The organism is Methylocapsa sp. S129, from assembly GCF_009765995.1.
Taxonomy (GTDB): Bacteria; Pseudomonadota; Alphaproteobacteria; order Rhizobiales; family Beijerinckiaceae; genus Roseiarcus.
Map to the genome: position 1 here is coordinate 110,224 of NZ_LMUI01000060.1, position 24,596 is coordinate 134,819.

At 62.7% G+C, this 24,596-nt stretch carries 22 protein-coding genes and 1 pseudogene; 9 read left to right on the forward strand and 14 right to left on the reverse strand.

The features are described 5' to 3' along the window. The first annotated feature begins 9 nt into the window (after nucleotides 1-9). From GSQ90_RS30950 to GSQ90_RS30960, 3 genes are all read left to right on the forward strand, one after another. Entirely contained in the window at nucleotides 10-807 is a 798-nt protein-coding gene (locus tag GSQ90_RS30950) for an alpha/beta fold hydrolase (protein WP_158818844.1), read from the forward strand. Between the two features lie 184 nt (nucleotides 808-991). Then, complete coding sequence (locus tag GSQ90_RS30955; RefSeq protein ID WP_158818845.1) at nucleotides 992-1,306, forward strand: NIPSNAP family protein; 315 nt, start codon at nucleotides 992-994, stop codon at nucleotides 1,304-1,306. A gap of 8 nt (nucleotides 1,307-1,314) precedes the next feature. Further along, nucleotides 1,315-2,262 (forward strand): 3-hydroxyacyl-CoA dehydrogenase, encoded by a 948-nt coding sequence (locus tag GSQ90_RS30960; RefSeq protein WP_158818846.1) that lies wholly within the window; start codon nucleotides 1,315-1,317, stop codon nucleotides 2,260-2,262. 27 nt (nucleotides 2,263-2,289) lie between these two features. On the opposite strand, the gene GSQ90_RS32230 is transcribed toward GSQ90_RS30960, so the two are convergent. Beyond that, the gene (locus GSQ90_RS32230) at nucleotides 2,290-2,436 is read right to left on the reverse strand and encodes a hypothetical protein (RefSeq protein WP_210255026.1); all 147 of its coding nucleotides are present in this window, start codon (nucleotides 2,434-2,436) and stop codon (nucleotides 2,290-2,292) included. Here GSQ90_RS32230 and GSQ90_RS33025 point away from each other — a divergent pair. Then, nucleotides 2,428-2,907, forward strand: a pseudogene (locus GSQ90_RS33025) (transposase); the annotation flags it as partial. The gene GSQ90_RS32230 and the pseudogene GSQ90_RS33025 sit on opposite strands and share 9 nt — an antisense overlap. An 89-nt stretch (nucleotides 2,908-2,996) precedes the next feature. On the opposite strand, the gene GSQ90_RS30970 reads toward GSQ90_RS33025, so the two are convergent. Genes GSQ90_RS30970 through GSQ90_RS30980 form a run of 3 tightly spaced genes read right to left on the reverse strand, consistent with a single transcriptional unit; the run spans nucleotide 2,997 to nucleotide 6,813 of the window. Continuing rightward, the gene (locus GSQ90_RS30970; RefSeq protein ID WP_158818847.1) at nucleotides 2,997-3,968 is read right to left on the reverse strand and encodes a polysaccharide deacetylase family protein; all 972 of its coding nucleotides are present in this window, start codon (nucleotides 3,966-3,968) and stop codon (nucleotides 2,997-2,999) included. A 25-nt stretch (nucleotides 3,969-3,993) separates the two neighbouring features. Continuing rightward, the gene (locus GSQ90_RS30975; protein WP_246731854.1) at nucleotides 3,994-5,214 is read right to left on the reverse strand and encodes a DUF917 domain-containing protein; all 1,221 of its coding nucleotides are present in this window, start codon (nucleotides 5,212-5,214) and stop codon (nucleotides 3,994-3,996) included. Between the two features lie 48 nt (nucleotides 5,215-5,262). Further along, on the reverse strand, nucleotides 5,263-6,813 hold the full coding sequence (locus GSQ90_RS30980) for a hydantoinase/oxoprolinase N-terminal domain-containing protein (protein ID WP_158818848.1): 1,551 nt from the start codon (nucleotides 6,811-6,813) through the stop codon (nucleotides 5,263-5,265). Nucleotides 6,814-7,022: 209 nt separating this feature from the next. Between GSQ90_RS30980 and GSQ90_RS30985 the strand changes: the two genes are divergently transcribed. Then, nucleotides 7,023-9,740, forward strand: a complete 2,718-nt coding sequence (locus GSQ90_RS30985; protein ID WP_158818849.1) for a LuxR C-terminal-related transcriptional regulator — start codon at nucleotides 7,023-7,025, stop codon at nucleotides 9,738-9,740. Between the two features lie 100 nt (nucleotides 9,741-9,840). Here the strand turns inward: GSQ90_RS30985 and GSQ90_RS30990 are convergent, their stop codons facing one another. The 7 genes from GSQ90_RS30990 to GSQ90_RS31020 all read right to left on the reverse strand — a co-directional run bounded on the left by GSQ90_RS30990 (nucleotide 9,841) and on the right by GSQ90_RS31020 (nucleotide 17,363). Beyond that, nucleotides 9,841-10,932 (reverse strand): DUF917 domain-containing protein, encoded by a 1,092-nt coding sequence (locus GSQ90_RS30990; RefSeq protein ID WP_158818850.1) that lies wholly within the window; start codon nucleotides 10,930-10,932, stop codon nucleotides 9,841-9,843. Nucleotides 10,933-10,955: 23 nt separating this feature from the next. Further along, nucleotides 10,956-12,497, reverse strand: a complete 1,542-nt coding sequence (locus GSQ90_RS30995) for a hydantoinase/oxoprolinase N-terminal domain-containing protein (protein ID WP_158818851.1) — start codon at nucleotides 12,495-12,497, stop codon at nucleotides 10,956-10,958. A gap of 47 nt (nucleotides 12,498-12,544) precedes the next feature. Further along, nucleotides 12,545-13,609, reverse strand: a complete 1,065-nt coding sequence (locus GSQ90_RS31000) for an ABC transporter ATP-binding protein (protein ID WP_371418522.1) — start codon at nucleotides 13,607-13,609, stop codon at nucleotides 12,545-12,547. 46 nt (nucleotides 13,610-13,655) lie between these two features. Further along, nucleotides 13,656-14,765 carry a PotD/PotF family extracellular solute-binding protein gene (locus GSQ90_RS31005; protein WP_158818853.1) on the reverse strand — a complete coding sequence of 370 codons (1,110 nt, stop codon included), beginning with the start codon at nucleotides 14,763-14,765 and terminating at the stop codon, nucleotides 13,656-13,658. Between the two features lie 81 nt (nucleotides 14,766-14,846). Next, nucleotides 14,847-15,653 (reverse strand): ABC transporter permease, encoded by an 807-nt coding sequence (locus tag GSQ90_RS31010; protein WP_158818854.1) that lies wholly within the window; start codon nucleotides 15,651-15,653, stop codon nucleotides 14,847-14,849. Then, the gene (locus GSQ90_RS31015; RefSeq protein ID WP_158818855.1) at nucleotides 15,650-16,564 is read right to left on the reverse strand and encodes an ABC transporter permease; all 915 of its coding nucleotides are present in this window, start codon (nucleotides 16,562-16,564) and stop codon (nucleotides 15,650-15,652) included. The genes GSQ90_RS31010 and GSQ90_RS31015 overlap by 4 nt, the downstream gene beginning before the upstream one ends. A 31-nt stretch (nucleotides 16,565-16,595) precedes the next feature. Further along, nucleotides 16,596-17,363 (reverse strand): aspartate/glutamate racemase family protein, encoded by a 768-nt coding sequence (locus GSQ90_RS31020; protein WP_158818856.1) that lies wholly within the window; start codon nucleotides 17,361-17,363, stop codon nucleotides 16,596-16,598. 436 nt (nucleotides 17,364-17,799) lie between these two features. On the opposite strand from GSQ90_RS31020, the gene GSQ90_RS31025 reads away from it, so the two are divergent. The 3 genes from GSQ90_RS31025 to GSQ90_RS31035 all read left to right on the forward strand — a co-directional run bounded on the left by GSQ90_RS31025 (nucleotide 17,800) and on the right by GSQ90_RS31035 (nucleotide 20,295). Further along, nucleotides 17,800-18,810 (forward strand): NAD(P)-dependent alcohol dehydrogenase, encoded by a 1,011-nt coding sequence (locus GSQ90_RS31025; protein ID WP_158818857.1) that lies wholly within the window; start codon nucleotides 17,800-17,802, stop codon nucleotides 18,808-18,810. Between the two features lie 46 nt (nucleotides 18,811-18,856). Next, complete coding sequence (locus tag GSQ90_RS31030) at nucleotides 18,857-19,192, forward strand: hypothetical protein (RefSeq protein WP_158818858.1); 336 nt, start codon at nucleotides 18,857-18,859, stop codon at nucleotides 19,190-19,192. Between the two features lie 113 nt (nucleotides 19,193-19,305). After that, nucleotides 19,306-20,295 carry a polysaccharide deacetylase family protein gene (locus GSQ90_RS31035; RefSeq protein WP_158818859.1) on the forward strand — a complete coding sequence of 330 codons (990 nt, stop codon included), beginning with the start codon at nucleotides 19,306-19,308 and terminating at the stop codon, nucleotides 20,293-20,295. A gap of 331 nt (nucleotides 20,296-20,626) precedes the next feature. Here the strand turns inward: GSQ90_RS31035 and GSQ90_RS31040 are convergent, their stop codons facing one another. From GSQ90_RS31040 to GSQ90_RS31050, 3 genes are all read right to left on the reverse strand, one after another. Continuing rightward, nucleotides 20,627-21,184, reverse strand: a complete 558-nt coding sequence (locus GSQ90_RS31040) for a flavin reductase (protein ID WP_158818860.1) — start codon at nucleotides 21,182-21,184, stop codon at nucleotides 20,627-20,629. A gap of 32 nt (nucleotides 21,185-21,216) precedes the next feature. Further along, a complete protein-coding gene (locus GSQ90_RS31045; RefSeq protein ID WP_158818861.1) occupies nucleotides 21,217-21,831 on the reverse strand; it encodes a malonic semialdehyde reductase in 615 nt (204 codons plus the stop codon). A gap of 522 nt (nucleotides 21,832-22,353) precedes the next feature. Beyond that, the gene (locus tag GSQ90_RS31050) at nucleotides 22,354-23,163 is read right to left on the reverse strand and encodes a GntR family transcriptional regulator (RefSeq protein WP_158818862.1); all 810 of its coding nucleotides are present in this window, start codon (nucleotides 23,161-23,163) and stop codon (nucleotides 22,354-22,356) included. A gap of 285 nt (nucleotides 23,164-23,448) precedes the next feature. Between GSQ90_RS31050 and rutA the strand changes: the two genes are divergently transcribed. Then, nucleotides 23,449-24,531 (forward strand): pyrimidine utilization protein A, encoded by a 1,083-nt coding sequence (rutA, locus tag GSQ90_RS31055; protein ID WP_158818863.1) that lies wholly within the window; start codon nucleotides 23,449-23,451, stop codon nucleotides 24,529-24,531. The last annotated feature ends 65 nt before the right edge of the window (nucleotides 24,532-24,596 follow it).

The following is a 24,596-nucleotide window of genomic DNA, read 5'->3' on the forward strand; positions in this document are numbered from 1 at the left end:
GAGCCCGCCATGGCGACGATCACGGCAGCCGACGGTTGCGAACTCTACTACGAACGGACGGGGTCCGGGCCGCCGGTGGTTCTCATTCCCGGGCTCGGCGGCGACGGTCGGTTCTGGACCGGAGTCGTGGCGCGGCTCGTCGGCCGCTTCGATCTGATCGTGGTGGATCACCGCGGCGCCGGCCGCAGCGCCCGCCCGCCGGGCCCGTACAGCATCGGCGGGATCGCCCGCGACGTCCTTGCGGTGCTCGACGCGGAGGATTGCGACGCGGCGCATCTCATCGGTCACTCGACGGGCGGCGCCATCGTCCAGACGATCGCGCTCGACGCGCCCGGGCGCGCGCGCTCCCTCGTGATCAGCGGCAGTTGGGACCGGTCTGATGCGCGGTTCCGAGCGGCCTTCGAGGCCCGCGCCGCGCTGCTCGATGCTGGGATGAGCGCCGCCTACCAACAGCTCACGCATGTGTTCGGCTACGATGCCGCCTGGTTCGACGCCCATGAGGCGGACCTTTGCAAGGCGGTCGTGGCGGCCGGCGCCGCTCTTGCTCCCCTCAAGGTCGCTGCGGCGCGGGTCCGCATGCTGCTCGACTTCGACCGGTCCGCGGAGCTCCACCAGATCGCCCAGCGGACGCTCATCATCGGCGCGCGCGACGACGCCCTCATTCCCATCCACCACGCGCGCAGACTGGCGGCGCTGATCCCGCATGCAGCCTTCAGCGAACTCCAGGGCGCGCATTTCCATCCCCGCACCGATCCCAGTCCCTTCGCCGACCGCGTCGCCGCATTCCTGAACGAGCAGGGCGGCTAGCGATGTTTCCGATCGACTGGCGCACACTCCATGATTGGGCCCAAACCAGTAGGGAGCCGGTCCGAGCCCGCGCGCCGTTCCATGCCGCGACGGTTCAGGTCGCACGGCGCATCCGCGCTCTTCGTCGCTGGCGGAGCCGACCGTCCACGGCGGCAGACTGGACTCTGAAGGAAAGGACGAACCCGTGATCGTTGAGGAACGCGACTACACGATCAAGCCTGGCAAGCTCGCCGCCTTCGTGGAAACCTATCGAGAGCATGGGCTGCAGCTCCAGCTTGAATATCTCGGCGCATTCCACGGCTATTTCACCACTGAGATCGGCGAGCTGAATCACGTCGTCGCCTGGTGGTCTTTCGAGAGCCTCGACGACCGACAGGCGCGTCGCACGAGGATGCTGGCCGATCCGCGCTGGCAGGCCTATCTCGCTATGGTCGGCGATCTTCTTCATCTGCAGACAACGCGGATGTTGTCGCCCGTCTCCTTTTCCCCGCTACGCTGAGGAACGCCATGCTCATCCAGCAGACCGCCATTGTCGGCAGCGGCATCATCGGGCGCTCCTGGGCCATCGTCTTCGCCCGCGCGGGCGTTCCGGTCCGCCTCTACGACCACCTCCCCGACAATCGCGCGAAGGCGCTGGAGCACATCGGCGAGGCGCTCGCGCAATCGGCGCCCCTGGTCGGGGACGCCACGGCACAGAAAGCCGTGTTGGACCGCATCGCCGTGGCGGACCGCCTGGCCGACGCCGTCGCGGACGCAGATTTCATTCATGAATGCATCGATGAAAAGCTCGACAGCAAGCGGACGATTTTCCGCGAACTCGATCAATGCGCGAAACCCTCGGCCATTTTGGCGACCACCACGTCGAGCTTCCCCGTCTCGACCTTCGCGTCTGAGCTGCCCGGCCGTGGCCGCTGCATCGTCGTGCATCCAGCGACGCCGCCCCATCTCCTGCCTGTAACCGAGATCTGCCCGGCGCCTTTCACGGACCAGGCGGTGACGGACGCGACATTCGCTTTCATGGAGCAGTGCGGCCAAACGCCGGTGCTGATCCGTTTCGAGCAATCGAGCTTCGTGCTCAACCGCCTGCAGGCTGCGCTCGTCGTCGAGATGCTGCGCTGCCTGAACAGCGGAATTATCTCGCCCGGCGACATCGACAAGATCATCAGTCAGGGCTTTGGGCTTCGCTGGGCGTTCCTCGGCCCGTTTGAGGGCGTTGACCTCAATGCGGCCGGCGGCATCCGCGAATATCTCGAGCGCTTCGGCTTCATCTTCGACGATATGGCCCGGCAAAATGGACTCGAAGGCGCGGTGGTCACACCCGAAGCGATCGCGATGCTCGAAAAATATGCGCGCGACCAGCTTCCGCTCGAGGCGTTAGGCGAACGAACGGCTTGGCGGGACCGTTCGATCGCTTCGCTCCGTGAGCTCAAGAAGGAAAGCGCCCGACATCGGTGATTGACGATCATTCCCCGCTATCGCAGTTCAGCGCAGACGCGCCGCCAGCCGTAGCGTTCGAACTCGTCGCAAATCGTTTGCGATGGCCTTGATGATCGCGGCGCCGTCGAGGCCGGTGTAACGCACCTTGACGATCGCCAGGGCCTGGCCGAACGCAGGATCGACATCAGCCATGAGAGCGTCCGTTTCTGGTGGAACCGCTTTGGTCCGATGTTCTCTGCTAAGCTCAGTAAGAAGCGGGTTAATCGCATGCGTGGCTTCGCGCAATGGCGGTGGCATTTGGACGAAGTGTTTGTGAAAATCAGTAGCAAACTCCGTTATCTCTGGCGCACGGTTGATCAGGAAGGGGCGGTTCTGGACTCGGTTGTCACCGTGAATCGAGACAAGACTGCGGCGCTGAAGTTTCTCAAGCGTATTATCAAAAAGTACGGTCGACCGCGCGGCGTGGTGATCGGCGGACTTTGCTCCTATTCAGCGGCGATGAAGGAAATTGGCTCCGCCGATCGTCATGAACCTGGTCGCTCGCTCAACAATCGCGCCGAAAATTCGCATCAACCATTTCGACGGCGAGAACGGGCCATGCGGCGGTTTCGAAGCATAGAGACGCGGCAGAGGTTTGTCTCAATTCACGTCGAGGTCCGCAACCAATTCAATCATGAACGTCATCTGCTCAACCGCGAAGTCTACAAACGAAGGCGCTCCGCGGCGATGGAGGAATGGCGCGTTCTTCTCCGTCACCCATCCTGCGCAGGGTGCTCTCGGCGCCAATGCTCGGCGATGTCGCGCCCGGTGCAAAACCATACTCTGTCATGCTTGCGCGCATGTTCGAGGAACTTGATCAAGCCAGTCGCCTTGGCAGGTCGGCCGATCAGCCGGTCATGAAGGTTGATCGCCATCATCTTGGGTTGTTCGGCGCCCTCATCGTACAGCAGGTCAAAACAATCGATCATGTAGCGCGCAAACGCTTCGGCCGTACGGAAGCCGCTGTTGCGGTCGAAGCGATTGTCGTTCGTCTCGAACGAGGTCGGAATGACAAGATGGCGGCGTTGGCCGAGTTTGACCCAGAAAGGCAATTCATCGCCAAGATAGTCGCGATCGTAGAGGAAGCCGCCGTGCTCGACCAATAAGCGCCGGGTATTGTTGCTCGGTCGGCCGTTGAACCAACCAACAGGCGCTTGGCCGGTAAGGTTCTTGATGCTCTCGACCCCCAGCCGGATATGCTCGCGTTCGGTTTCCTCGTCGATCTCGAGATAGTCGAGCCAGCGGTAACCATGGCTGACGATCTCGTGGCCCTCGTCGACGAAGGCCTGCGTCAGTTCGGGACATTGCTCCAACGCACGGACGACGCCGAGCACGCTAATCTTGACGTCGAAGCGCTTGAAGATGCGCAGCAGACGCCAGCACCCGCTGCGCGGTCCATATTCAAAGACCGATTCGACGCTCGGGCTGCGCGCGCCCTGATAGGACGGCAGGCCGATGTCATTGAGCGCATCTTCCGAGCGCGCGTCGCCTTCGAGCAGACAATGCTCACCGCCCGCCTCGACATTGAGGTTGATATTGACGGCGATGCGCGCGCCGCCGGGCCATTTCGGATCGGGCGGATTGGGGCCATAGCCGTAGAAGTCGCGCGGCGGTCCAAGATCGACGGGGCGCGGTCTTGCAGCGCGCGATTTGGCGGCGGAGCGGGTGATGTTTCCAGGATTCATCGCTGATCCTCGGCCGCAGCTGGCCTCAAGCGCGCGCCCTGAACGGGCGGTATTCGACCTTGTAGCCGAAATAATTCGGGCCAACCAAAGCCAGTCCCGCTCGCGTGCGCCATTGCGGCGCGCAGGGAATGGCGATCGCGACGATCCGAAGCCCGAAGCGGAGCGTTTCGGTGGTGATCGGAACGCCGGTGTCGGCGTCAAGCAGGGTAATAAGATCGGGCGTGGTGACGATCGGCTCGCCGTCCCGTTCGGCGATCAGGAACTCGTTCTGGAATTCGATACGATAGGTATGATTGCGATAATCATCGACGCCGACGAATTTGGCGTCGCCGCGCGCGAATCCGGTTTCCGTGCGCCGGGCGATATCCGTCACCCGGCCTTCGAAGATCGTCGCGGCGTTGAGCTTCGACTGGATCGCTGCGATCGCGTCGGTATGCGCGGCGCGGCTCTCGCGCAGGATTTCGCCAAGGCGGCGAGCGAGCGTGAGCGTGCCGCGCACCGAGGCTTTTTTCGCGACCGCGCCGGTCATCGGGTAAAGGGCGATCAAAACCGACCCGCCCATTTCGATGGTCGCGGTGCGGGCCAGGCGTTCGGTCCACCGGTTATCGATACATTCGAGCAGAATGCTATTGCCCTTGTCGTCCACCACCACCATCGGTGTGGCCGAGACGCCATGCAAGGTGAACGTTACCATCTGGAGCTCGGGAAAGGCGCGGCCCATGCCATCGCCGTCGATGACGGGAATGCCGGTCATTGCGCCGATCACGAAGGGGATGGTTGAATTCAGTCCGCCGGCCTCGGCGCACAGGATCGCGCCGATCTTCTTTCCAAGGAATCGTTCCAGCTTACGGAAAGCCGTCAATATCTCGTCGCCTTGCGGGATCTTTTCGACCATTACTGTCGGGGCGCCCATCATGGCGCAGGGAACGACCAGATCGTCGTCCCTGATCTCGGCCACGTCGATCATCCGTACGGGGCCGTATTTGCGGATCGCCTGCTGGGCCATCAGCTTGCCGATATAGGGATCGCCGCCGCCGCCCGTGCCAAGTATCGCCCCGCCGACTGCGATATCGTCGAGATCGGCGACGTCGATCATCTTTACCGGGGCCGTCTTGGCGAACTTGGCGGACGCTCGTGCGCTGATTGCGGATTTTCTGGTCCTGCCGCCGCCTGTTTTGGCGCCAGGCGACGCCTTCTTGGATTTGGCGCGAACAATTGTCCCGCGCTTCGTAGGCTTCTTGCTCATTGCCTTATTCTCCAGACCCTGCCGGGCATTCGGATCGATCCGAGACTTCTAAAGAGCGAGTTCGCCAACGGCCTTGACGCGAATTCGGGTGGCGTTGCCGGGGATATAGGCGAGCGGCACGTCTTCGACGTCGACGATCGTCACGGAATCGGTGCGGGCGCCGGCCGCGACAGCGGCGTCGGCAGCCTTCTGCTTGGCGTCGGCCAGCGCCTCCTCGCGGCTGGACTTGCCAAGCATATAGATGCGGTCGACCTCACCGCTCACCTGAGCGATGGCGGCGCCAACCGCGTTTGCACAGGCGAAGTGCTCCGGCTTCACCACATCAAGGTCGCCGATCTTCGAATCGATGAGGACGCTGCCGCCGCCGACCACAATCACCGGCAACGGCTCCGACGACAGACGCGACCGTTCGACGGCGTTATGCGTCATCTCCATGATCCGCGCTCTTGTATTGGCGATCAGCGCAGGCGGCAGGTGTGCGACCTTCGATCGGTCGCCGAATTTGGCGCGACCGGCGGCCACGACGATGTCGCTGGTCGTCAGCGTCTTGCCGCCAAAAATCAGCGCGTCCATGGTAAGCCGGTAGCCGACGGAACGCGGCCCGACGGTTACCTTGCCGCCCGGTTTCTCCTCGACTACCAGCGAGCCGCCGCCAAGGCCGATCGAGAACACGTCGGGCATGCGGAAATTGGTGCGCACGCCGCCGACTTCGACGGCAACGGTGGCTTGGCGCGGGAAGCCTTTGTGCAGCGAGCCGACGTCGGTGGTGGTGCCGCCGACATCGATCACGATCGCATCCCGCACGCCCGATAGGAACGCGGCGCCGCGCATCGAGTTGGTGGGGCCGCTGGCGAAGGTGAGTACGGGGAAGCGCTCGGCGAAATCGGCGTCCATCAGTGTCCCGTCGTTCTGCGTCAGGAAGAACCGCCCCGTGACGCCGGTTTGATCGAGCGCGCCGCGAAATGCGCCCATCACGACACGCGACAGATCGCGCAGACAGGCGTTCATGATGGCGGCGTTCTCGCGCTCGAGCAGCCCGATCCTGCCAATATCGCTGGACAGCGTGATATGCGCGCCGGGCGCTTCAGCGGCGAATATCTCGCCGGCCTGGCGCTCAACCTCGGTATTGACCGGGCTGAACACCGAACTGATGGCGATCGTGCGTATTTTCTTCTTGACGATATCTCTCGCGATCTTGCGCAATTCATTGGGATCGAGCGGGGTGATCGGTCGCCCGTCGAACTCGTGGCCGCCATGGGCGAAATAGGCGTGGCCGCCGATTGCATCGCGCAAGTCCGGCGGCCAGTCGACCATCGGCGGTAGCGCCTGCGTCGCGGGCAAGCCGAGCCGCACTGCCGCGGTCGGCGCAAGATCGCGCCGCTGGACCACCGCGTTGGTGAAATGGGTGGTGCCGAGCGCCACCACGTCGACCGATCGGGCCGCGACGCCCGATTGTTTGAGCGCGCCGGCCAGAGCCTCGCGGACGCCAGTCGTAACGTCGGGTGAGGTCGTCGCCTTGACGCTGGCGACTACGCGTTTGCCCTCCATAATGACGGCGTCGGTGTTGGTGCCGCCTACGTCGATTCCGATTCTGATCACGATCGTGCGCCCCTTTCGACTTCCGCTTTGTTGTGAGACCGGGCTGACGCCCGCGCCAGGCTGCGCCGACGGGAATGGCAGGCCTCGATCCGATGCGGCGCCGCGGCACAGCATATGCATCTGTAATTTCGGGGTCGCGGGCCGCCCGTTCTCGTATTATGCTGGCCGCGACTGCGACGGAATGCCCGTTTGGAAAGGGGACAAGCCCGGTGACGTGGTCGTCCTTGGACAGCGATCCGGCGTCGAGCGTCGATGCGCGTGCGCGGCCGCCGCACAGCTTGGCTCGCACCCTCGAACGCCACTTCCTGCTTGAACGGCTGAACCATTGCCTCGAGCGGCAGGTTTTGGTGGTGCAAACGCCGGCTGGCTTCGGCAAGACCACTCTTCTCACCCAGGCCATGCGGCAGTTCCGGGCGCAAGGGGTCGATTGCGCCTGGCTGACGCTCGATCAATCGGATGGGATGCGCGCCCACTTTCTTCATAACCTGGCGAGGGCCCTGGCGCTGGCCGGCGAGGCTGACGGTCGGTCCTGGCCGGCGGCTTTGCGCGCTCTCGCCGAGACCGACGATGAGGCAAGCTGCGCGATCCTTATGCGGACCATCGCACGCCGAGGCAATAGAGTGGTGTTGGTGCTGGACGATTGCCATCTCGCCGACACGACCTCGTTCAACTACGGACTCGAACGCATTCTGCGCGCGCTGCCGGACAACGCCAGGATCGTGCTCGCCGGACGGTCGCGTCCCCGGGTGTCGTTGTCGACGGCGCGCGCGCGAGGGCTCCTCGCCGAACTCTACGCCGCCGACTTGTCGTTCTCTCGCGCCGAAACTGAAGCGTTGCTCGGAGCGCGCACGACCACCGCCGATCTGATCAATCTTCTCGACCGCTGCGAAGGTTGGCCGGCGCCGCTGCAACTCGCGTTGCAGCTTGGCGAACCCGGCGTCGTCGGCGGATCGGGGCGTCGGATGCACCCGGTTTTGCACGAATACATCAACGACCAGGTGCTTCTGCCGCTCTCGCCGCGGACGCGCGAACTGTTGGTGAAATGTTCGATCGCGCCGCAATTTTGCGGCGAACTGGCTGAGGCGGTGACGGGAGGGAGCCTCGACCGCAGCGTGCGCGCCGAACTCGCATTGCTGACTCCGTTGCTGACGCCGATCGACGGACGGCCCGATTGGGTGAAAATGCATCCCCTGCTGCGCGACACGCTTACTGCTGAATTGGTGCAGGGCGGCCGCGCGGCGATCATCCGCCTGCACGCGTTGGCGGCCCACTGGTTCGGCGCGCAGAACGATCTCGAGGCTGCAGTCCGACATGCCGGCGCGGCTGGCGATTTCACGCTTGCCGCTGCGACGATTCAACGCGCCGGCGGCGTTCGTCTGTTCATCCGGGTCGGCAATGCGATGTTGGCCGATCTTTTGGACAAACTGCCGCCGACGGCGATCCACGCGACCTACGGTTTGCGGCTGGCGCGCGCAGTGGTGCTGGCGAAGAAGGGCCGATTGAAAGAGGCGCGCCGATTGGCTGACGAAGTGCGGCGCGCTTTCCAGGGCGCACCGGTGGCGCCCGACGCATTGCCCGGCGATGCGCGCGACGACATCGAGCATATCGACGATCTGATCAAGATTTACGAGGACCGCGAGGTCGACGCAGAAACCATCGCCAGCCGCGAACGCGAAGTCGAACGCGTTCCGGTAAGCGATACCTGGATGCGCGGTTGGATCCACAACCATCTGACCATCCAGCTTTGCCGCTACGGCGATCTGGGGCGCGCGCAACAGGCGGCGCATAGCTCCCTGGCCTGCTATCGCGAGGAAGGGCCGACTTACGCCCAGGTGTTCATGTTGATTCATCTCGCGCTGATCGGAATCGCTTGCGGCCGCATCGCCATTGCGCTGGAGCCTGCGCGCGAGGCTGAGAGCCTGATCGACTTGGCGCACACCAAAGACGAAGGATTGCGTGCGATCGCCCAGGTGCCGTTGGCCGAAGGGCTTTACGCGCAGAACGACCTGGTGGGCGCGCGTCGGCGGCTCGACTTCGCGATCCCGACAATGGCCGCGGGCGAGGGCTGGGTCGACATCTACGCTCGCGCGCTCGAAACGCGCATTCGCATCGCTTTGGTGGAGGAGGGGCTCGGCGCGGCGATCGGTTTCCTCGATCGCGGCTATGAGATCGCCGCTGCGCGCGATCTGTGGCGACTGCGCTGGACCATGGACGCCATGCGCCACGAAGTCATGTGCCGTACCAATCTGCTGGTCGAAGACGATCAGATCGGACTGGCGCTTGCGCGCGACGTGGCTGCCGGCGCCGCGCCAGAGGGGCGGAAGCTGACGTGGCGCGAGCTGTTGGCGGGCCGGATCACGCTCGCGCGCGGCGCCCTGTTCCGCAATAATCCCGCCGCCGCGCTCGCCTGGCTCGACGCGGCGGTGGCTCAGGGCGAAGCGCTGGGCGCCTATCATTGGGTGATTCCAGCGCTGGTCCTCAGGGCTATCGCCCAAGGCCGCAGCGAGGATTCCGAAGGCGGTTTCAAATCGTTCCTGCGCGCGGTGGCGATCGCCTCGCCGCAGGGCGTGGTGCGCCCGTTCATCGACGAGGGAAGAGCGATGTCCTCCTTCGTCCGCCAGGGGCTGCGCCGTTTTGGCATCGCTTCGCTGTCGGCGGCGAGTACCGAGTTTGTCGCCCATATCCTGTCCGCGGCCTCGAACGACAGCCGCGCGACGGCTGGCGGAGCAGGGGGACTGCTGAGCGAGCGCGAGCAAGAGGTGTTGGGCCTGCTCAACCACGGGCTCGCCAACAAAGAGATCGCCCGTTCCGTCGGACTGAGCGAGGCGACGGTGAAATTCCACCTCAAGAACCTCTACGGAAAACTCGGCGTGAACAGCCGGGTGATGGCGCTCACAGTCGCTCGCCAGCAACATCTGCTGCACTGACGACGTCCAAACGTCGCGCTGGCGCGCGCGAATCCGGAGCGGACCGCCATTGGCGCTGAGGCGCCTTGCGATCATGGCCGACCGCCTCTGAGACAATTGTTCATGTCAGTTGCTCAATCGGCGTATAGGGTTCGTTGATGTGAAAGCCTTTGGGGCCGAACACTTCGAGCGCCTCGGGCGTACGCATCATGGGCGGCACCGCGACCGAGACGACCACGACGCGCTGGCCGTAGCGAAGATATTCGGTGGTGATCGGCTCGGCGGTCTCCGCCTCCATGATGCAAATCAGATCAGGCACGATTGCGCGAACCTTTCCGTCGACGCGGGCGATGAGGTTCTCGTTCTGGATCTGGATTTCCATCGTGCCCTTCCATCCATCGACGCCCTCGATCCTTGCGAAGCCGAGCGCCCAACCCATCTTGGTTTCACGGCGCACGTCGATCACTTTGCCGCGCCAGATCACCTTGCCGTAGGAATAGAGGGTGTCGGGCAGCATCTGCAGCAGGGCTTCAATCGGATTCTTGTGGTTCGTCTTGGCCTCGCGCAGGCAGCGCCCGATGCGGATGCCGAGCGAGAGCGTGTTGGGCACCGCAGTGCGCTTCACGTCGGCGCCGCTCATGGAATATTCGGCGATATAGGCGGCCCCGCCCATGCGGATGGTGACCCCGCGCGAAATCCATTCCATGAACTTGTCATCGCGCGCCTCGATCAAGGCGCTGTCGCCGTATTCATTGGTGACCACCATCGGCGAGCCGCGCACCCCAAGCACGCTGAAGGTTTCCATCTGCAATTCCGGAAAGGCGCGGCCCATGCCATCGGCGTCGACCACGGGCAGGCCGGTCAACGCGCCGACCAACAGAGGGATTGTGGAATTGATGCCGCCGCATTCGATCGGTATGGTGGCGAATGCCTTCCGGCCGAGATGGGCCTCAAGCCGACGCAGCGACGCCACCGCCTCATCGCCGCTTGGAATCTTTTCGACCAGCACCGTTGGCGCGCCCATCATCGCCGTGGGGATCACCAGGGCGTCGTCCGGAACTTCGCTCGGATCGAGGATGGTGACTGTCTTGCCCTCGTCCATCGCGGCCTGCACCATCAGCCGTCCGATATAGGGGTCGCCGCCCCCGCCGGTGCCGAGGAAGGCCGCGCCTACCGCGAGGTCCATCAGGTCCTGCCGGGTGATTTGCCGCATGTTCTTGATCCTTGCCTCAAACTTTAACGCATCAGCAGGTCGCCGACCGCCTTGACGCGGATGCGGGTGGCGTTGCCCGGGAGATAGGCGAGCGGCACATCCTCGACGTCGACGATCTTGACCGACGATTCGTCGGCGCCGGCGGCAACCGCGCGATCGGAAGCCTCACGTTTGGCGACATCGAGCACCGCATCGCGGGTCGTGCCCTCGACCGCGAACACCCGGTCGACCTCGCCGCCGACCTGGGCGACGGCCGCGCCGATGGCGTTGGCGACAGAGGAATAGGGCGGATGGACGACTTTCGACGCCGAGGGCAGTCCGCGCGACACCAGGATCGCGCCGCCGCCGACCAGGATGACCGGCATCGGCTCGGCGCTGGTCTTCATGCGATCGACCGCGATGTCGGCCATGTGGTGCATGGTGTCGAGCGCGGTCTCGATCAACGAGGCAGAGAGGTGCTTGACGCGGGAGCGGTCGCCGATGTCCTGCAGCCCGGCCGCCACGACAATGTCTGTCGTCGTAAGCGTGTCCCCGCCGAACACCATCGCGCGGCTCGTGAGTTCATAGCCGACCGAGTCAGGGCCAATGCGCGCGCCCTCGTCGCGCACCAGGCTGCCGCCGCCGAGCCCGACGGCGAGGACATCGGGCATGCGGAAATTGGTGCGCACGCCGCCGATGTCGACCGACACGGCGGCCTCGCGCGGAAAGCCATGCATCAGCATGCCGACATCGGAGGTGGTGCCGCCGATATCGACCACCATCGCCTCTTTGAGCCCGGCCAGCAGCGCGGCGCCACGCATCGAATTGGTTGGACCCGAGGCGAAGGTGAGCACGGGATAGCGCTCGACATGCTGCGGCGCCATCAGGGTGCCGTCGTTCTGGCTGATGAAAAACGGCGCCGCAATCTTCAGTTCGTGCAGGGCCCGACGGAACGACGATACGACGGCGAAGGCGAGGTCCACGAGACAGGCGTTCATTACGGTGGCGTTTTCACGCTCGAGAAAGCCGATGCGCCCGATCTCGTGCGACAGCGATAGACGAATGTCCGGAACCTCCTCAGCGAGGATCTCGGCGGCGCGTTTCTCCATATCGCCGGTCACCGGCGAGAAAACCGAGCTGATCGCCGCTGCGGTGATCCGCTTGCGCCGGATGTCCTTGGCGACGTCCCGCAGGCCGAGTTCATCGAGCGGCGCGATCTCGCGCCCATCGAATTCGTTTCCGCCTTTGAGCATGTAGCGGTGTCGGCCTACCGCGGAAGCAAGGTCGGCGGGCCAGTCGGTCAGCGGCGGCAGCGACCGGGTGGCGGGTAGCCCGAGGCGGATCGCGGCGACTTCGACGAGCCGGCGGCGCTCGACGATGGCGTTGGTGAAATGGGTTGTGCCGATCATCACCGCCTGGACGTCGGCGGCCGACACTCTGGTTTCGGAAAGCAGATTGCGCAGCACTTTGACGATGCCGTCGCTCACATCGGGCGTCGTGGGTGTCTTCCGCCAGCCGAGCACATCGAGCCCGTTCATCAGAACAGCGTCGGTATTCGTGCCTCCAACATCGATGCCGATGCGCATTGCAAAACGTCTCCGCGTTCGTGAAAACTGATCTACGGCGTGAGCTGCTACTCCACCGGCAGCACCTCGGTCCGCTCCGGATGCCAGTGCGCCGTTATTCGGCTGCCCGGGTCGTACTGCGTATGCCCGATTTGATTCTGCACTTCCGCAACGATGGATTGGCCCGCCGCGCTGAGCCGGTAACGGATCAGTGCGCCCTGATAGATTTTCGCCTCCACGACGGCCGGCAGACCGGCAAGGCCGTCGATCGGGGCGCCGTCGAGCAGGATGTTTTCTGGCCGTATCACCAGCTTGACCCGCTGGCCGGCGATCAATCCTTTTCTCGGAGGCGCCGAAACTTCGCTGCCGTCGCCCAGCGCGAGACGGATGGAATCAGCGGTGGAAAGCCGGACCGTTCCGTCGAGCAGGTTCGATTCGCCGATGAAGGTGGTGACGAACAAGTCGCCCGGGCGCTCATAGATTTCGGTAGGCGTGCCGACCCGAACCACGCGGCTCTTGTTCATCACGCCGATTCGATCGGACATGGTCAGCGCCTCCCCCTGGTCGTGGGTCACATAGATGGTCGTAATGCCCAGGCTTTTTTGCAGGTCCTTGATCCAGTATTTCATCTCTTCGCGCAGATTTTTGTCGAGTGCGCTGAGGGGCTCGTCGAGCAGGAGGATGCGCGGCCGGGTGACGAGAACGCGGGCGAGCGCCACGCGTTGTTGTTCGCCGCCGCTAAGTTCTTTCTGGAAGCGCCTCTCGTATCCCGCCAATCCCACCTGCTGGAGCGCTTCGCCCACCCGAAGTTTGATCTCCGTCTTGTCGACCTTGCGCATCCGCAGACCGAACGCGATATTGTCGGCCACGTTCATATGCGGGAAAATGGCGTAGTTCTGGAAGACGATGCCGACGTCGCGCTTTTCCGGCGGCCGGTCGACGATATCGTCGCCGTCGATGAATATCCGGCCGTCGTCAGGCGCGACGAAGCCAGCCACCATGCGCAGCGTCGTCGACTTGCCGCAGCCCGACGGACCCAGAAGGGAGAAGAATTCACCCGAAGCTATCTTGAGATTGACCTCCGACACCGCGACATGGCCGTTATAGGCCTTGGTCAATCCGACTAGCTCCACGACGGCCAATTCGCTTCTCCCTTCGTTAACGCCAATGTCCGGTCGATCAACCGGCGAAGATGCCGTTGACGGTTTCCTCGATCTCATCGGAATGATCCAGGTATTTCTGGTAGTCCGGAATCCAGAATCCCTTGATCGAATCGGCGGTGTTGGTGATGCCCTTGGCCGTCATTTTCGGCGTGACGTCCATGTTCTTGCAGGTCGGTCTGAGATAGAAAAGCTCGGCGAACTTGCTGAACACTTTGGGATCGAGCGTGCGGTCCATCAGGGCGAAGGCAAGTTTCTTCTGCACGGGATCGGCGTATTTGCTGATCGTGCGGGTCTGGGTGAGCAGCGGCTTCTGCTCCTCCCAGATATATTGCGCCGTCTTCACGCCGCGATCCTCCATCGCCCACATTTCGCCGTCCCATTGCACGCAGGCTTGAATCTCGCCGCGCTCGAGCAGCGCCTGCATGTTGCCGGTGAAATCGCTGGTCTTCACCGGCGCCAGTTGCTTCATGGCTTCATAGCCTGCCTTGGTGTCGTATTGGTCCTTGCCATACACTGCGCAGGCGGTGAGGAAGAACGTCATTTGCAGTTCGTTGACAGTGACATAAGTGGCCCGCTTGCCGACCAACGACGGACGCCAGAAGTCCTTGAAGGTTTTGATTGGCGCGTCGATCAGGTCGGTCCGATAGCCGAAAGTGTAACGCCCGTAGGCCCAGGTGATGCCGAGGCCCGTGACCTTGGCGAAGTCCCAGAGGTTGGCGGCATTGGGAATGTTGGGCAGAACGTCGTCGAGCGGCAGAAAATAATCGCCGGCGCGCGCCGTTTTGTGCATATCGGCGAGGTTCCAGTTGGCGAGCGCGAACGGCGGATTCTTCGGCCCGCCGGCGGCGAATTTCGGAAACCAGGGAAACGAGGAATCCCAGGCGATCTTGCAATTGAAGTCTTTTTCGAAGTCGGGCAGCAGATATTTGCGCACCGACTCCTCCCAGAATCCGCCCCATTCGGCCATATGCAACTGGGCGCCACCCGCGTCGAACGGCTTGCCGTCCCAGAGCACATCCTTCGACCAGGCGTGATTGATGTTGAACACGCTGGTGGAGGCGGCGGCCGCCACGGCGCCCTTGAGAATTGTGCGGCGATTCAATTTGGCCTTGGATCGGTCGTCCATGATAATCTCTCCCACTCCAGAGTCGCTCTACCTTCGATCTTCATACTGCGCCGCAATGCGGGGCCGTATCCTTTGGCGCGGTCACGCTCTTGCGACCAGCTTGCGCAGATTGATGAGGCGCGAAGACAACACCATCGAGAGCACCACGAGCACGATCGCGAAAATGCCCGCGGCCGCCGCGGTCGGCTCGAATTTGTAACGCAGGGAGATGTACATCGCGTAGGGCAGCCCGGTCAGATTCTGCGCGCCGAGATAGAGCGACAGATCGAACTGGCCGAATGAAATGATGAAGGCGAAGATGGAGCCAGCGCTCACCGCTGGCGAGATGATCTTCAGCGTCACCAGGCGAAAAGCCTGCAACGGCCCGGCGCCGAGGCTGCGCGCCGCTTCCTCCAGCGAGGGATCGAACCCGACGAGCGAGGCTGTCACCGTGGCGATCACGAACGGGCAGGTGACGAGGACATGGCCGATCAGCAGGCCGGTGAAAGTCCGGGCGAGTCCGATGTCGGTCGACACGTAGAACACATAGAGCGCTATGCCGAGCACAATGCCCGGCAATACGATCGGCGACATAAAAAGACCGCGCATCGCCTTCGCGCCGCCGAATCGCGTGCGTGCGAGATAGACGGAGGCCATCGTGCCGATGATTGTCGAAATCACCATGGTGATGGCTGCCAGTTCAAGGCTGAAGAGATAGGCGTCGAAGAAAGTCTCGGACTGAATGAATGCGATCACCCAGCGCAACGAGAGGCCTTGCGGCGGGAAGGTCAAGTAATCCCCGGCGTTGAGCCCGGCGAGCACGACGATCACAACCGGCAGCAAGAGGACGATCAGCGCCATTGCGGCGCCGATCTTGATCGGCCAGGACAGGCGCGCGGCGTCGCTCATATCCGCCCCCCAGAGGTGCGCGCGGCGACGGCCTGGTAAACGAAAATGGCGGAGATGTTGACGACGAACAGGATGGTGGCGATGGCCGCGCCGAATTGCCAATGACCGCCATTGCTGACCTGTTGGAAAATGTGGACCGGCAGCACCCATACTTTCCAGCCGCCCATCAGCGCGGCCACTACATAAGAGCTGCTGGCGAGGGCGAACACGAGCAGCATTCCAGCGAGGATGCCGGGCATGCTGAGCGGCAGGATCACGCGGCGGAAGGTCTGTCCGGGCGACGCGCCCAGACTGCGAGCCGCCTCTTCAAGCGAGGGGTGAATGCTGCGGATGACGCCGATCAGCGACAACACCATGAAGGGCAACGTGATCTGCACATCGCCAACGATGACGCCGAACACGTTATACATCAAAGGAAGTGGGCTTCCGATCACATGCCAGCGGATCAGTGAGCCGTTAATCAGGCCGTTGTCGCCGAGCAGCACCATCAGGCCATACAGCCTGATGACGCCGTCGAGCTGCATCGAGGCGAGGACGAGGATCATCAGGAACGTGTTGCGCCCAGGGTGTTCGGTCTTAGCGATCAGATAGGCGAGGGGATAGCCGAGCACCGCCGCGATCACTGACGATGCGATCGAAATCGCGACGGTTCGGAAAATCGATTCGTAATAGAGCGGCTGGCTGAAGAAACGGATGAAGTTGGTGAGCGCGAAATCACCCTTGGCGGCGACCGTCCCGGCTGCGGGCTTGTCGAGCGAAAGCGCGAACATCGACAAGACCGGCAACACGAAAAACACGATGAAGAACAGCGTCATCGGAACCACAAGCAGCCACAGCCGGTTCCAACCAAACCCGAAAACGCCGCGCCTGGAACGGGCGGTGAGCTGTGAAGCGGTTCCTGCGACAGCCATGTCCAATTCGGTTTCCCAGCGCCTCGGTTGCCTACTCGGCGGCTGCCCGGCTTTCGACCCCGATGCCGATGTTCGTGTAGCCGACCACGGTTTTCCTCGGCGGCTGTTGATAAGTCTGTTTGCTATGCGCGAGCCGCGAACGCACCAGCGCGGCGGCGACATTCACCGCGGTCGGCACGGGATCGATCACCGGCACGTTGAGGCCGTCTTTCAGAAGGCCTTCATGCACGGCGTCGGCGCAACCGAGCATGCCGGTGCAGCCGAAGATGATGTAATCGGCGCCATCCTCGATCACCGCCTTCCTGGCCTCGGCGATCAGGGCGCGTTTGGTCGCGGCGAGATCCTTCTCCAGCTCCAGCACCGGAATGTTGACCGAACGCGCCGAAGCGAGCTTGCCGGACAAGCCATAAACCGCCGCCTGGGTCGCGATCATCGGCAGAATGCGGCTGAGCACGGTTACGACGCTGAATTTGTGACCCATCATCGCCGCAACGCCCATCGCGGTCTGCATGGGTCCGAGCACGGGAATGGCCACGCATTCGCGGGCGCCGAACAGGCCGGGATCGCCCATGCAGTCAATCACCACGGCGTCGGCGCCATGACGTTCCGCTTCGACGATCCGGGCGACCGTGCCGGGCTGAGCGAGTATGATCTCGTAGTCGCATTCGATCGAGGCGGGACCGGTGTCGATATTGACGAAGTCGACCTTTACACCCTCGCTCTCAAGCGGCGCCGCGTCCGCGGAAATGCGGAACCCCTGGGTGGTAATCGGCGTGACAACACGGATGTGAATAGCCATCGCAAACCTCCATTGGTTCGAGCCGCAACCCATTCGCGATCCCTCGGAATCCACCATTGCGAAAATATGCGGAGCGGCGCCCGATTTCCGCCGCGCAGTCGCGTTCGAACACACGGGATCATCGAGCGATCAGCGAGGACGCCAGCATAAGCATGCCCGCCACCCCCGGAAAGCCCGACGGCGGATAGGAATACTGCTGATCGGGACAGGCGTCGGCGGAGCCCAATCTCAGGCGCTTATCCGATCGGATAGGCGCCTAGGCGGCCGGCGGCTCAGGTCGCGGCAGTTCGAGGAACGAAGCGGCGCCGTCTGCCAATTCTCGCGCCATCGTTGCTGCATAACCGATCACGGCGCGTGTCGTGTTCGTGAGGATCGCGGTCTTCCCTTGCATAGGAAGATGTGTCTCAATGTCAGGGAACGATCCGGGAGGAATGCGATGAAGGCGATCGTGATCGACGGTCAGTTCGGACTCGATCATCTCAAGCTGATCGACCGGCCCAAGCCAGAACCGCGCCTCGGCGAAGTAGTGATCCGCACACGGGCCGTGTCGCTCAACTATCGGGACACGGACATCGCTGCGGGCACTTATCCGTTCAATTTTCCGCTTCCGCTTGTGCCGACTTCGGATGGCGTTGGCGAAGTGGTCGCGGTGGGTGAAGGCGTCACGCGCGCCAAGATCGGCGACCGGGTGCTGGGCACGTTCTGGCAGAGTTGGCTCGGGGGCGATTTCGATCAAACCGCCGATATCGGGCAACTCGGCGGCGACAGGGACGGAATGCTCGCGGAATATGTCCGCTTGGATCAGGAAGGCCTGGTGCACGCGCCCGAACATCTTACGGACGAGGAGGCCTCGACGCTGCCATGCGCCGCGCTGACCGCGTGGCAGGCGCTCGTCGCAGAGGGGCGTTTGAAAGCTGGCGAGACGGTTCTGGCGCAGGGAACCGGCGGCGTGTCGATCTTCGCGCTTCAGTTCGGCGTCATGTTCGGAGCGCGTACGATCGTCACCTCGAGCAGCGACGCCAAGCTCGAACGCGCCAAGCAACTCGGCGCAACTTACACGATCAACTATGTCAAGACGCCGGTTTGGCATCCTGAAGTGCGCCGGTTGAACGGCGGACGCGGCATCGATCATGTGATCGAGGTCGGCGGCCCGGATAGTTTCATGCAATCGTTGCAGGCGATCCGCATGGGCGGACAAATCCATATGATCGGCTATGTCGGCAGCAAGAAGGGCGAGATCAATCCGCTCGAAATCCTCTATCGGCGCGCGGTGGTGCGCGGCATCCCGATCGGCTCGCGCGAATCCTTCGACCACATGAACCGCGCGATCGCGCTTCACAGAATGCGCCCGGTGGTCGATCGCGTATTCGCCTGGACCGAGTTCCGCTCCGCGCTCGAATACATGCGCGAGGGCAAGCATTTCGGCAAAATCGTGCTGAAGTTCTGAGGGAGATTCATCGCCCTTGGGAATGTGATTTACCGACGAGAAAGCCATGCATAGAATTGAGATCGCGCAGCAGGTTATCGATATTTCGCTGCGCCGTCGCGGGCAGGTGCAGCCCTTCGCCACGATCGAGCAGTGCAAGACCGCGCTTTTGGCGGTGTATACGCAGACCGGATTCGTAGGGTCCGACGCCGCGGCCGAGATTCCGGCAGCGCGCGAGATTGCGCCCAATATCAATCGCCTTGCGGCGCGCGCTCCGACGCGCGGGAGGAACGGTGGTATGGATCGTTTCGACCTATGGGCCCGGCGCGGAGAAGGATTGGCCGACGTTCTTCAACTTCATTGTCACGGGCGAGACATCCGATCGTTTCGCCTCGCTTTCTAAGAGGGCGGGCTGGAACATGAAGCTTACGCCATTGGCCGATAGGGCCCCCGCGTACTTGCAAGCGTGGCTGTTTATTTCCGCCGCTGCGAATTCGGTTTGAGGAGAGCGAGCGGATGGTTTTCAAGAAAAGTGCGGTCGCCGGCCCCGCGAGGTCCAGATCGCGCGCCAAATCGGCGCCAGTCGACGCCGGGTCAGACTTGGGTCCAGCGCGGGACTTTCTCGGCTACGGCGCCGATCCGCCACGCGCGCGCTGGCCTGGCGAGGCGCGCATCGCCGTTAATTTCAACCTGAACGTGGAAGCCGGCGGCGAGCATTCAATCCTCGAAGGCGATGCGCATTCCGAGGATCTGCTCACAGATATCGGTTTCCCGGCCTATGAAGGCAAGCGCAGTCCGATGGTCGAATCGGCGTTCGAATATGGGCCGCGCGTCGGCTGCTGGCGCTTGTTGCGTATCTTCAAACGTTTCGATGTGAAGATCAGCGTGCTGGGCGTCGTGCGCGCGCTGCAGCAATGCCCGGAGCTGACGCAGGCCTTCGTCGCGGGAGGTCATGAAATCGTCAGCCATGGATGGCGTTGGCTCGACTATCATAAGATGGACGAGAAGGAAGAGCGCGACCACATCAGGCTGGCGGTCGCAGGGATCAAGAAGCTGACTGGCGCGCCGCCGGCGGGATGGTTTAACGGCCGTTCAAGCGTCAACACGCGTCGCCTGCTGGTCGAGCACGGCGGCTTTGAATACGACCGCGACTATCTGGGCGACGAATTGCCCTTCTGGATCAAATTCGGCGCCCGCAGCCATCTTGTGATTCCCTATTCGCTTGAAACCAACGACAATCGCTTCGATCGCAACACCGGTTTCAGCACGGCCGACGAATTCGCGCAGTATATGATCGACTGCTTCGACCTGATGTACGAAGAAGGCGCCGAGCGTCCGAAGATCATGAGCGTGGCGCTGCACGACCGGCTGATCGGCCGGCCGGCCAAGGCGGTTGGGCTGATCAAGTTCCTCGAACATGCGCGCAAACACGACAAGGTGTGGTTCTGTACGGGGCGCGACATCGCGGAACATTGGCGCCGGGAGCATCCGCCGCAGGACGGATGACCAGAGCGGTGGGGACCCGCCGAAAGCGCGCAGGCAGGTTCTTCGTTTTCATGTTCGATGGTCAGCGCGCCCGCGATGACGTAAATCACATGGCTCTTCGAGCACCAATGATCCCTGAGATAGCCAGGCGCATATTCAACGATCGGCTGTAAGAATGATGGGCCGTGATCGAGCGTGAAGATGGGTACCGAGAAGGACTATTATGGATCAATACTCAAAGAATAGATGCCGTTTATGAACAATGATCTACAACAATTTAAATCTAACTGACTGAGGGAAGGCAGCGCTGCCATCTTTCTCGTAGAGCCTCGCGGCAGACGAGCATGAAAGGTCAACTGTTTTCGTTTTGCTCCTGGGCCGCATCGGGCAAACTGACGGCGTGATAGGCGCGGCCGAAATACAAAAGCGCCTTGCGCGTCGGACCTTCATGGACGCCGACCACTTCGCAGAACAATACGGCATGGGTTCCGACATCAACCGTTTTGGCGATGTGGCAATCGAAGGCGACGAGGGCGCCCTCGAGCATGGGGGCGCCGGTCGTGGTGTCCAGCCATTGCGCGGCGGCGAAACGCTGCGCCATCGGAGTCTTGCCGCCGAACAGGTCGGATATTTTGTGCTGTCCGTCACTCAACGCGTTGACGCAAAGCACGCCATTCTCATGCACGGCCGGGCTCGCTGAAGCGCCGCGGTTAAGGCAGACGAGTAGCGTCGGCGGCGAGTCGGTGACGCTACAGACCGCCGAAGCGGTGAAACCGGCGCGGCCGGCGGGTCCGTCTGTTGTAATCACGTTCACGGCCGCGACGAGGCGAGACATGGCGTCACGGAAGCCCTGGCGTGTGACGGATTCCCTCGGGGCCGCGTTCGCGGCCAGGCTACGAAGTGGCGGCATCGACTGCTCCTTGAGGCTGCTAAGCAAACGCATCAAGCGAATAGACAGGCGTCGTCGAAATCGAGACGCGGCAGTCGCGACAAGACGCCGGCCGGGTCGCCGTAACCGAGATTGACAAGGAAATTAGTTCTGTAACTCGTGCCCGCGAAAAAGGCCTCGTCGACGAGATCGGGTTTGAAACCGGACATTGGGCCCGCGTCGAGGCCGAGGGCGCGCGCCGCCATGATGAGATAAGCGCCTTGCAGCGAAGCATTGCGAAACGCGGTCTCTTTCGCCATGGCGGGGCTGGACGTGAACCAGGACTTTGCATCGGCATGAGGAAAGAGCCGGGGAAGCTGCTCATAGAACAGCGTGTCTTCGGCGACGATGACCGTAACCGGCGCGCTCATTGTCTTTTCAAGGTTGGCGCTCGAGAGCGCCGGTCGGAGCTTATCCTTCCCCTCTAGGGCGCGCACGAAGACGAATCGCGCCGGACAACAATTGGCCGAGGTTGGTCCCATTTTGACAAGATCATAGAGTTCGCGCAGCAGGGCGTCGGAGACCGGGAGGTCCCGCCATTTGTTCTGCGTGCGCGCGGTGCGAAAAAGCGTATCGAGCGCGCTGTCGCCGAGAGGTTGTCGAAAGTCGAGAGGAGCGTCAGAATTCACAGAAGGTTCCTTTCCGGCCTGGCGAGCGCGCTTGGCTGTTTGCGAAGGACCTGCGCTCGCGGCTGCCCAAGATGTCACACCAATCTCAAGCGGAGACGACGAAAATTTGCGGATGGGCGCCCTGGGGAGTGGTCCGCGCAACGCGGAGAGCAGGGGAGAGAAGCGTCCTCTTCAAATCGGCGAAGATCGAAGGCAAGTCTGCGACCGCGGGGCCGAATAAAGCGAGCGTGGCAATCCGCCCGGCTATCACGCCGATGCGCTCAATGATTGTCCTGCGGGCTTGCGCCATCAAGCGTTCAATCGGGCTCATGTTCGCCTCTCGATGGGTTCGCCACGCGCAGAATCGGGAGCGAAGGAGATTGACGGAAGGCGCGATGAGAACATTCAGGCGCCGCAGCAAACTCTATGCCAAGTCCGGACATATACAATGAAGTGCGGCGTGGTCGGCGAGGCCACTACGACCGGATCGCAGCGCGGAATTGGCGGGCCGGGCGACACTCTAGCGGAGTGCTCGCCGCCGGCTCAATCCGGCCGGAACGTCATGGAATAGGCGAAACGATCGGCCGGCAGCAGGGTCTTCGAGAGCTGGATAAGCCGGCCGCCTGAGGCGATGTAGCGGCGGGTGATCTCCAGAGCGAGATCGCCGTCCATCGCCCCCATCCAGCACGCGCGCTCCGCATCGATGACCGCCGGCCGTATATCTTGTTTGATTTCAACGATATGCTCGCCGGATTGCTCCTGCACAAGCACGAACACGGCGAGGCGGATGACGTCGATCTTGCGCACGATCGGCGCCAGCCGCCCGTCGAGATAGACCTCCGACCAGCAGAAAGCGGTCGCATTAGGCACGTGATAGCGCGGGCCGGCGAAATGTAGCCATTTGCGCCCGGGCCGGCAGGCGAGCTCCACGGCGAGCTTGCCGCGCGCCTCGATCTCCTCGCGCGCGACGATCCGCATCTCGGTTTCACGCGCCAATTCAACGAGATCGGCGACCGACTGGACCGAAAAGCTTGACCGCGAGTCGCGTTGCGAGGCCTCCACCCGCGTGCCGACGCCTTTACGCGCCGACAGCATTCCCTGATTGCGAAGATGGCCGATCGCGTGCCGCACGGTTTGCCGGCTGACGCTTAACGTCCTAGCCAAATCGATTTCAGTCGGCAGCAACGATCCGATCTTAAGCGATCCCTCGCGAATTTTCCGCTCGATCAGGCGCGCGACCTGAAGATAGAGCGGCACGCTGGCGAGAGGCTCCGATCCAAGCGTCGCGGCAAGGTCGGCCTCTCGAAACAAAGCGGGGGCGACCGCGAATTCTTCCAAATGACTCAAGCTCATCCCTAGCCTGCCCCCTAGCGCGACTCCCGACGGCGGCGATCGTCCAGCCGTTTTTTGTCCGTTGATCTCGCCTATCCCCGGCCGCCACGGGACGCAAGTCTAAGGCCACGGCGACTCACGCTTTTGCGCTTCTCGCCGCCGGCGCCCATCTCGCAAGCAGATGAACGGGGTTTGAGCATCCCATGCTCCCTCCGTCAGCGTCAACATCATGTCCGGACATACACAAGTCGCTGGCGCCCCTCTTGCATTGAAATATTTTCATTCTTGCGTCAGGAGCCAAACTCGATGGACATGGGCGTTTTCATCCCGATTGGAAATAATGGCTGGCTGATTTCCACCGCCTCGCCGCGATATATGCCGAGTTTCGAGCTTAATAAGCAGGTGGTGCAACTGGCCGAGGGCTACGGGCTGGATTTCGCGCTGTCGATGATCAAACTGCGCGGCTTTGGCGGCGCCAGCGAGTTCTGGGATTATAATCTTGAGTCCTTCACATTGATGGCTGGCCTCGCCGCGGTCACCGACAAGATCAAACTGTTCGCGTCGACGGCGGTGCTGACGCTGCCGCCGGCAATCGTGGCGCGCATGGCGACCACCATCGATTCGATTTCGAACGGACGCTTTGGCATCAACATCGTCTCAGGCTGGCAGAAGGCGGAATACGATCAGATGGGCCTGTGGCCGAGCGACGATTATTTCGGCTACCGCTACGGCTATTCGACCGAATATGTCCAGGTGATGAAAGAGCTGTGGGAGAAGGGCGAGTCCAACTTCAAGGGCAAGCACTTCACGATGGACGACTGCCGCATGAAGCCGACCCCGAAGGGCGACGTGAAGATCGTCGCCGCCGGCCAGAGTCCGGTCGGCATGGAGTTCGCCGCCAAATATGCCGACTACAATTTCGTTCTCGGCAGCGGCTGCAACACGCCGACCGCCCATATCGCGCTCAACAAGCAATTGCTCGCCGCGGTCGAGAAAACCGGCCGCGACGTCGGCGCCTATGTGCTGTTCATGATCATTGCCGATGAGACGGACGAAGCGGCGCAGGCCAAGTGGAAAAAATACAAGGACGGCGTCGACGTGCAAGCCCTCGCCTGGATGGCCGATCAGGGCGGCCAGGACAAGACCGCCGATTCAAGTTCGACGGCCAAGACAATCAACCTGCCCGAGCAGGCGGTCAATTTCAACATGGGCACGCTGGTGGGCTCTTACGCCAATGTCGCAAGCATGCTCGATGAAGCGGCGACCGTCCCTGGCACCAAGGGAATCATGCTGACCTTCGACGATTTTGTCGTCGGCATGGAAGATTTCGGTCGGCGCGTTCAGCCGCTGATGTCGTCGCGCGCCGATCGCCTGAAGGCGGCCGCCTGACGGCGTCGCCGGCGCGCAAACACGGCTTGCGCGGATTACCCAGCGCTTCGGCGCTGCATTACGAA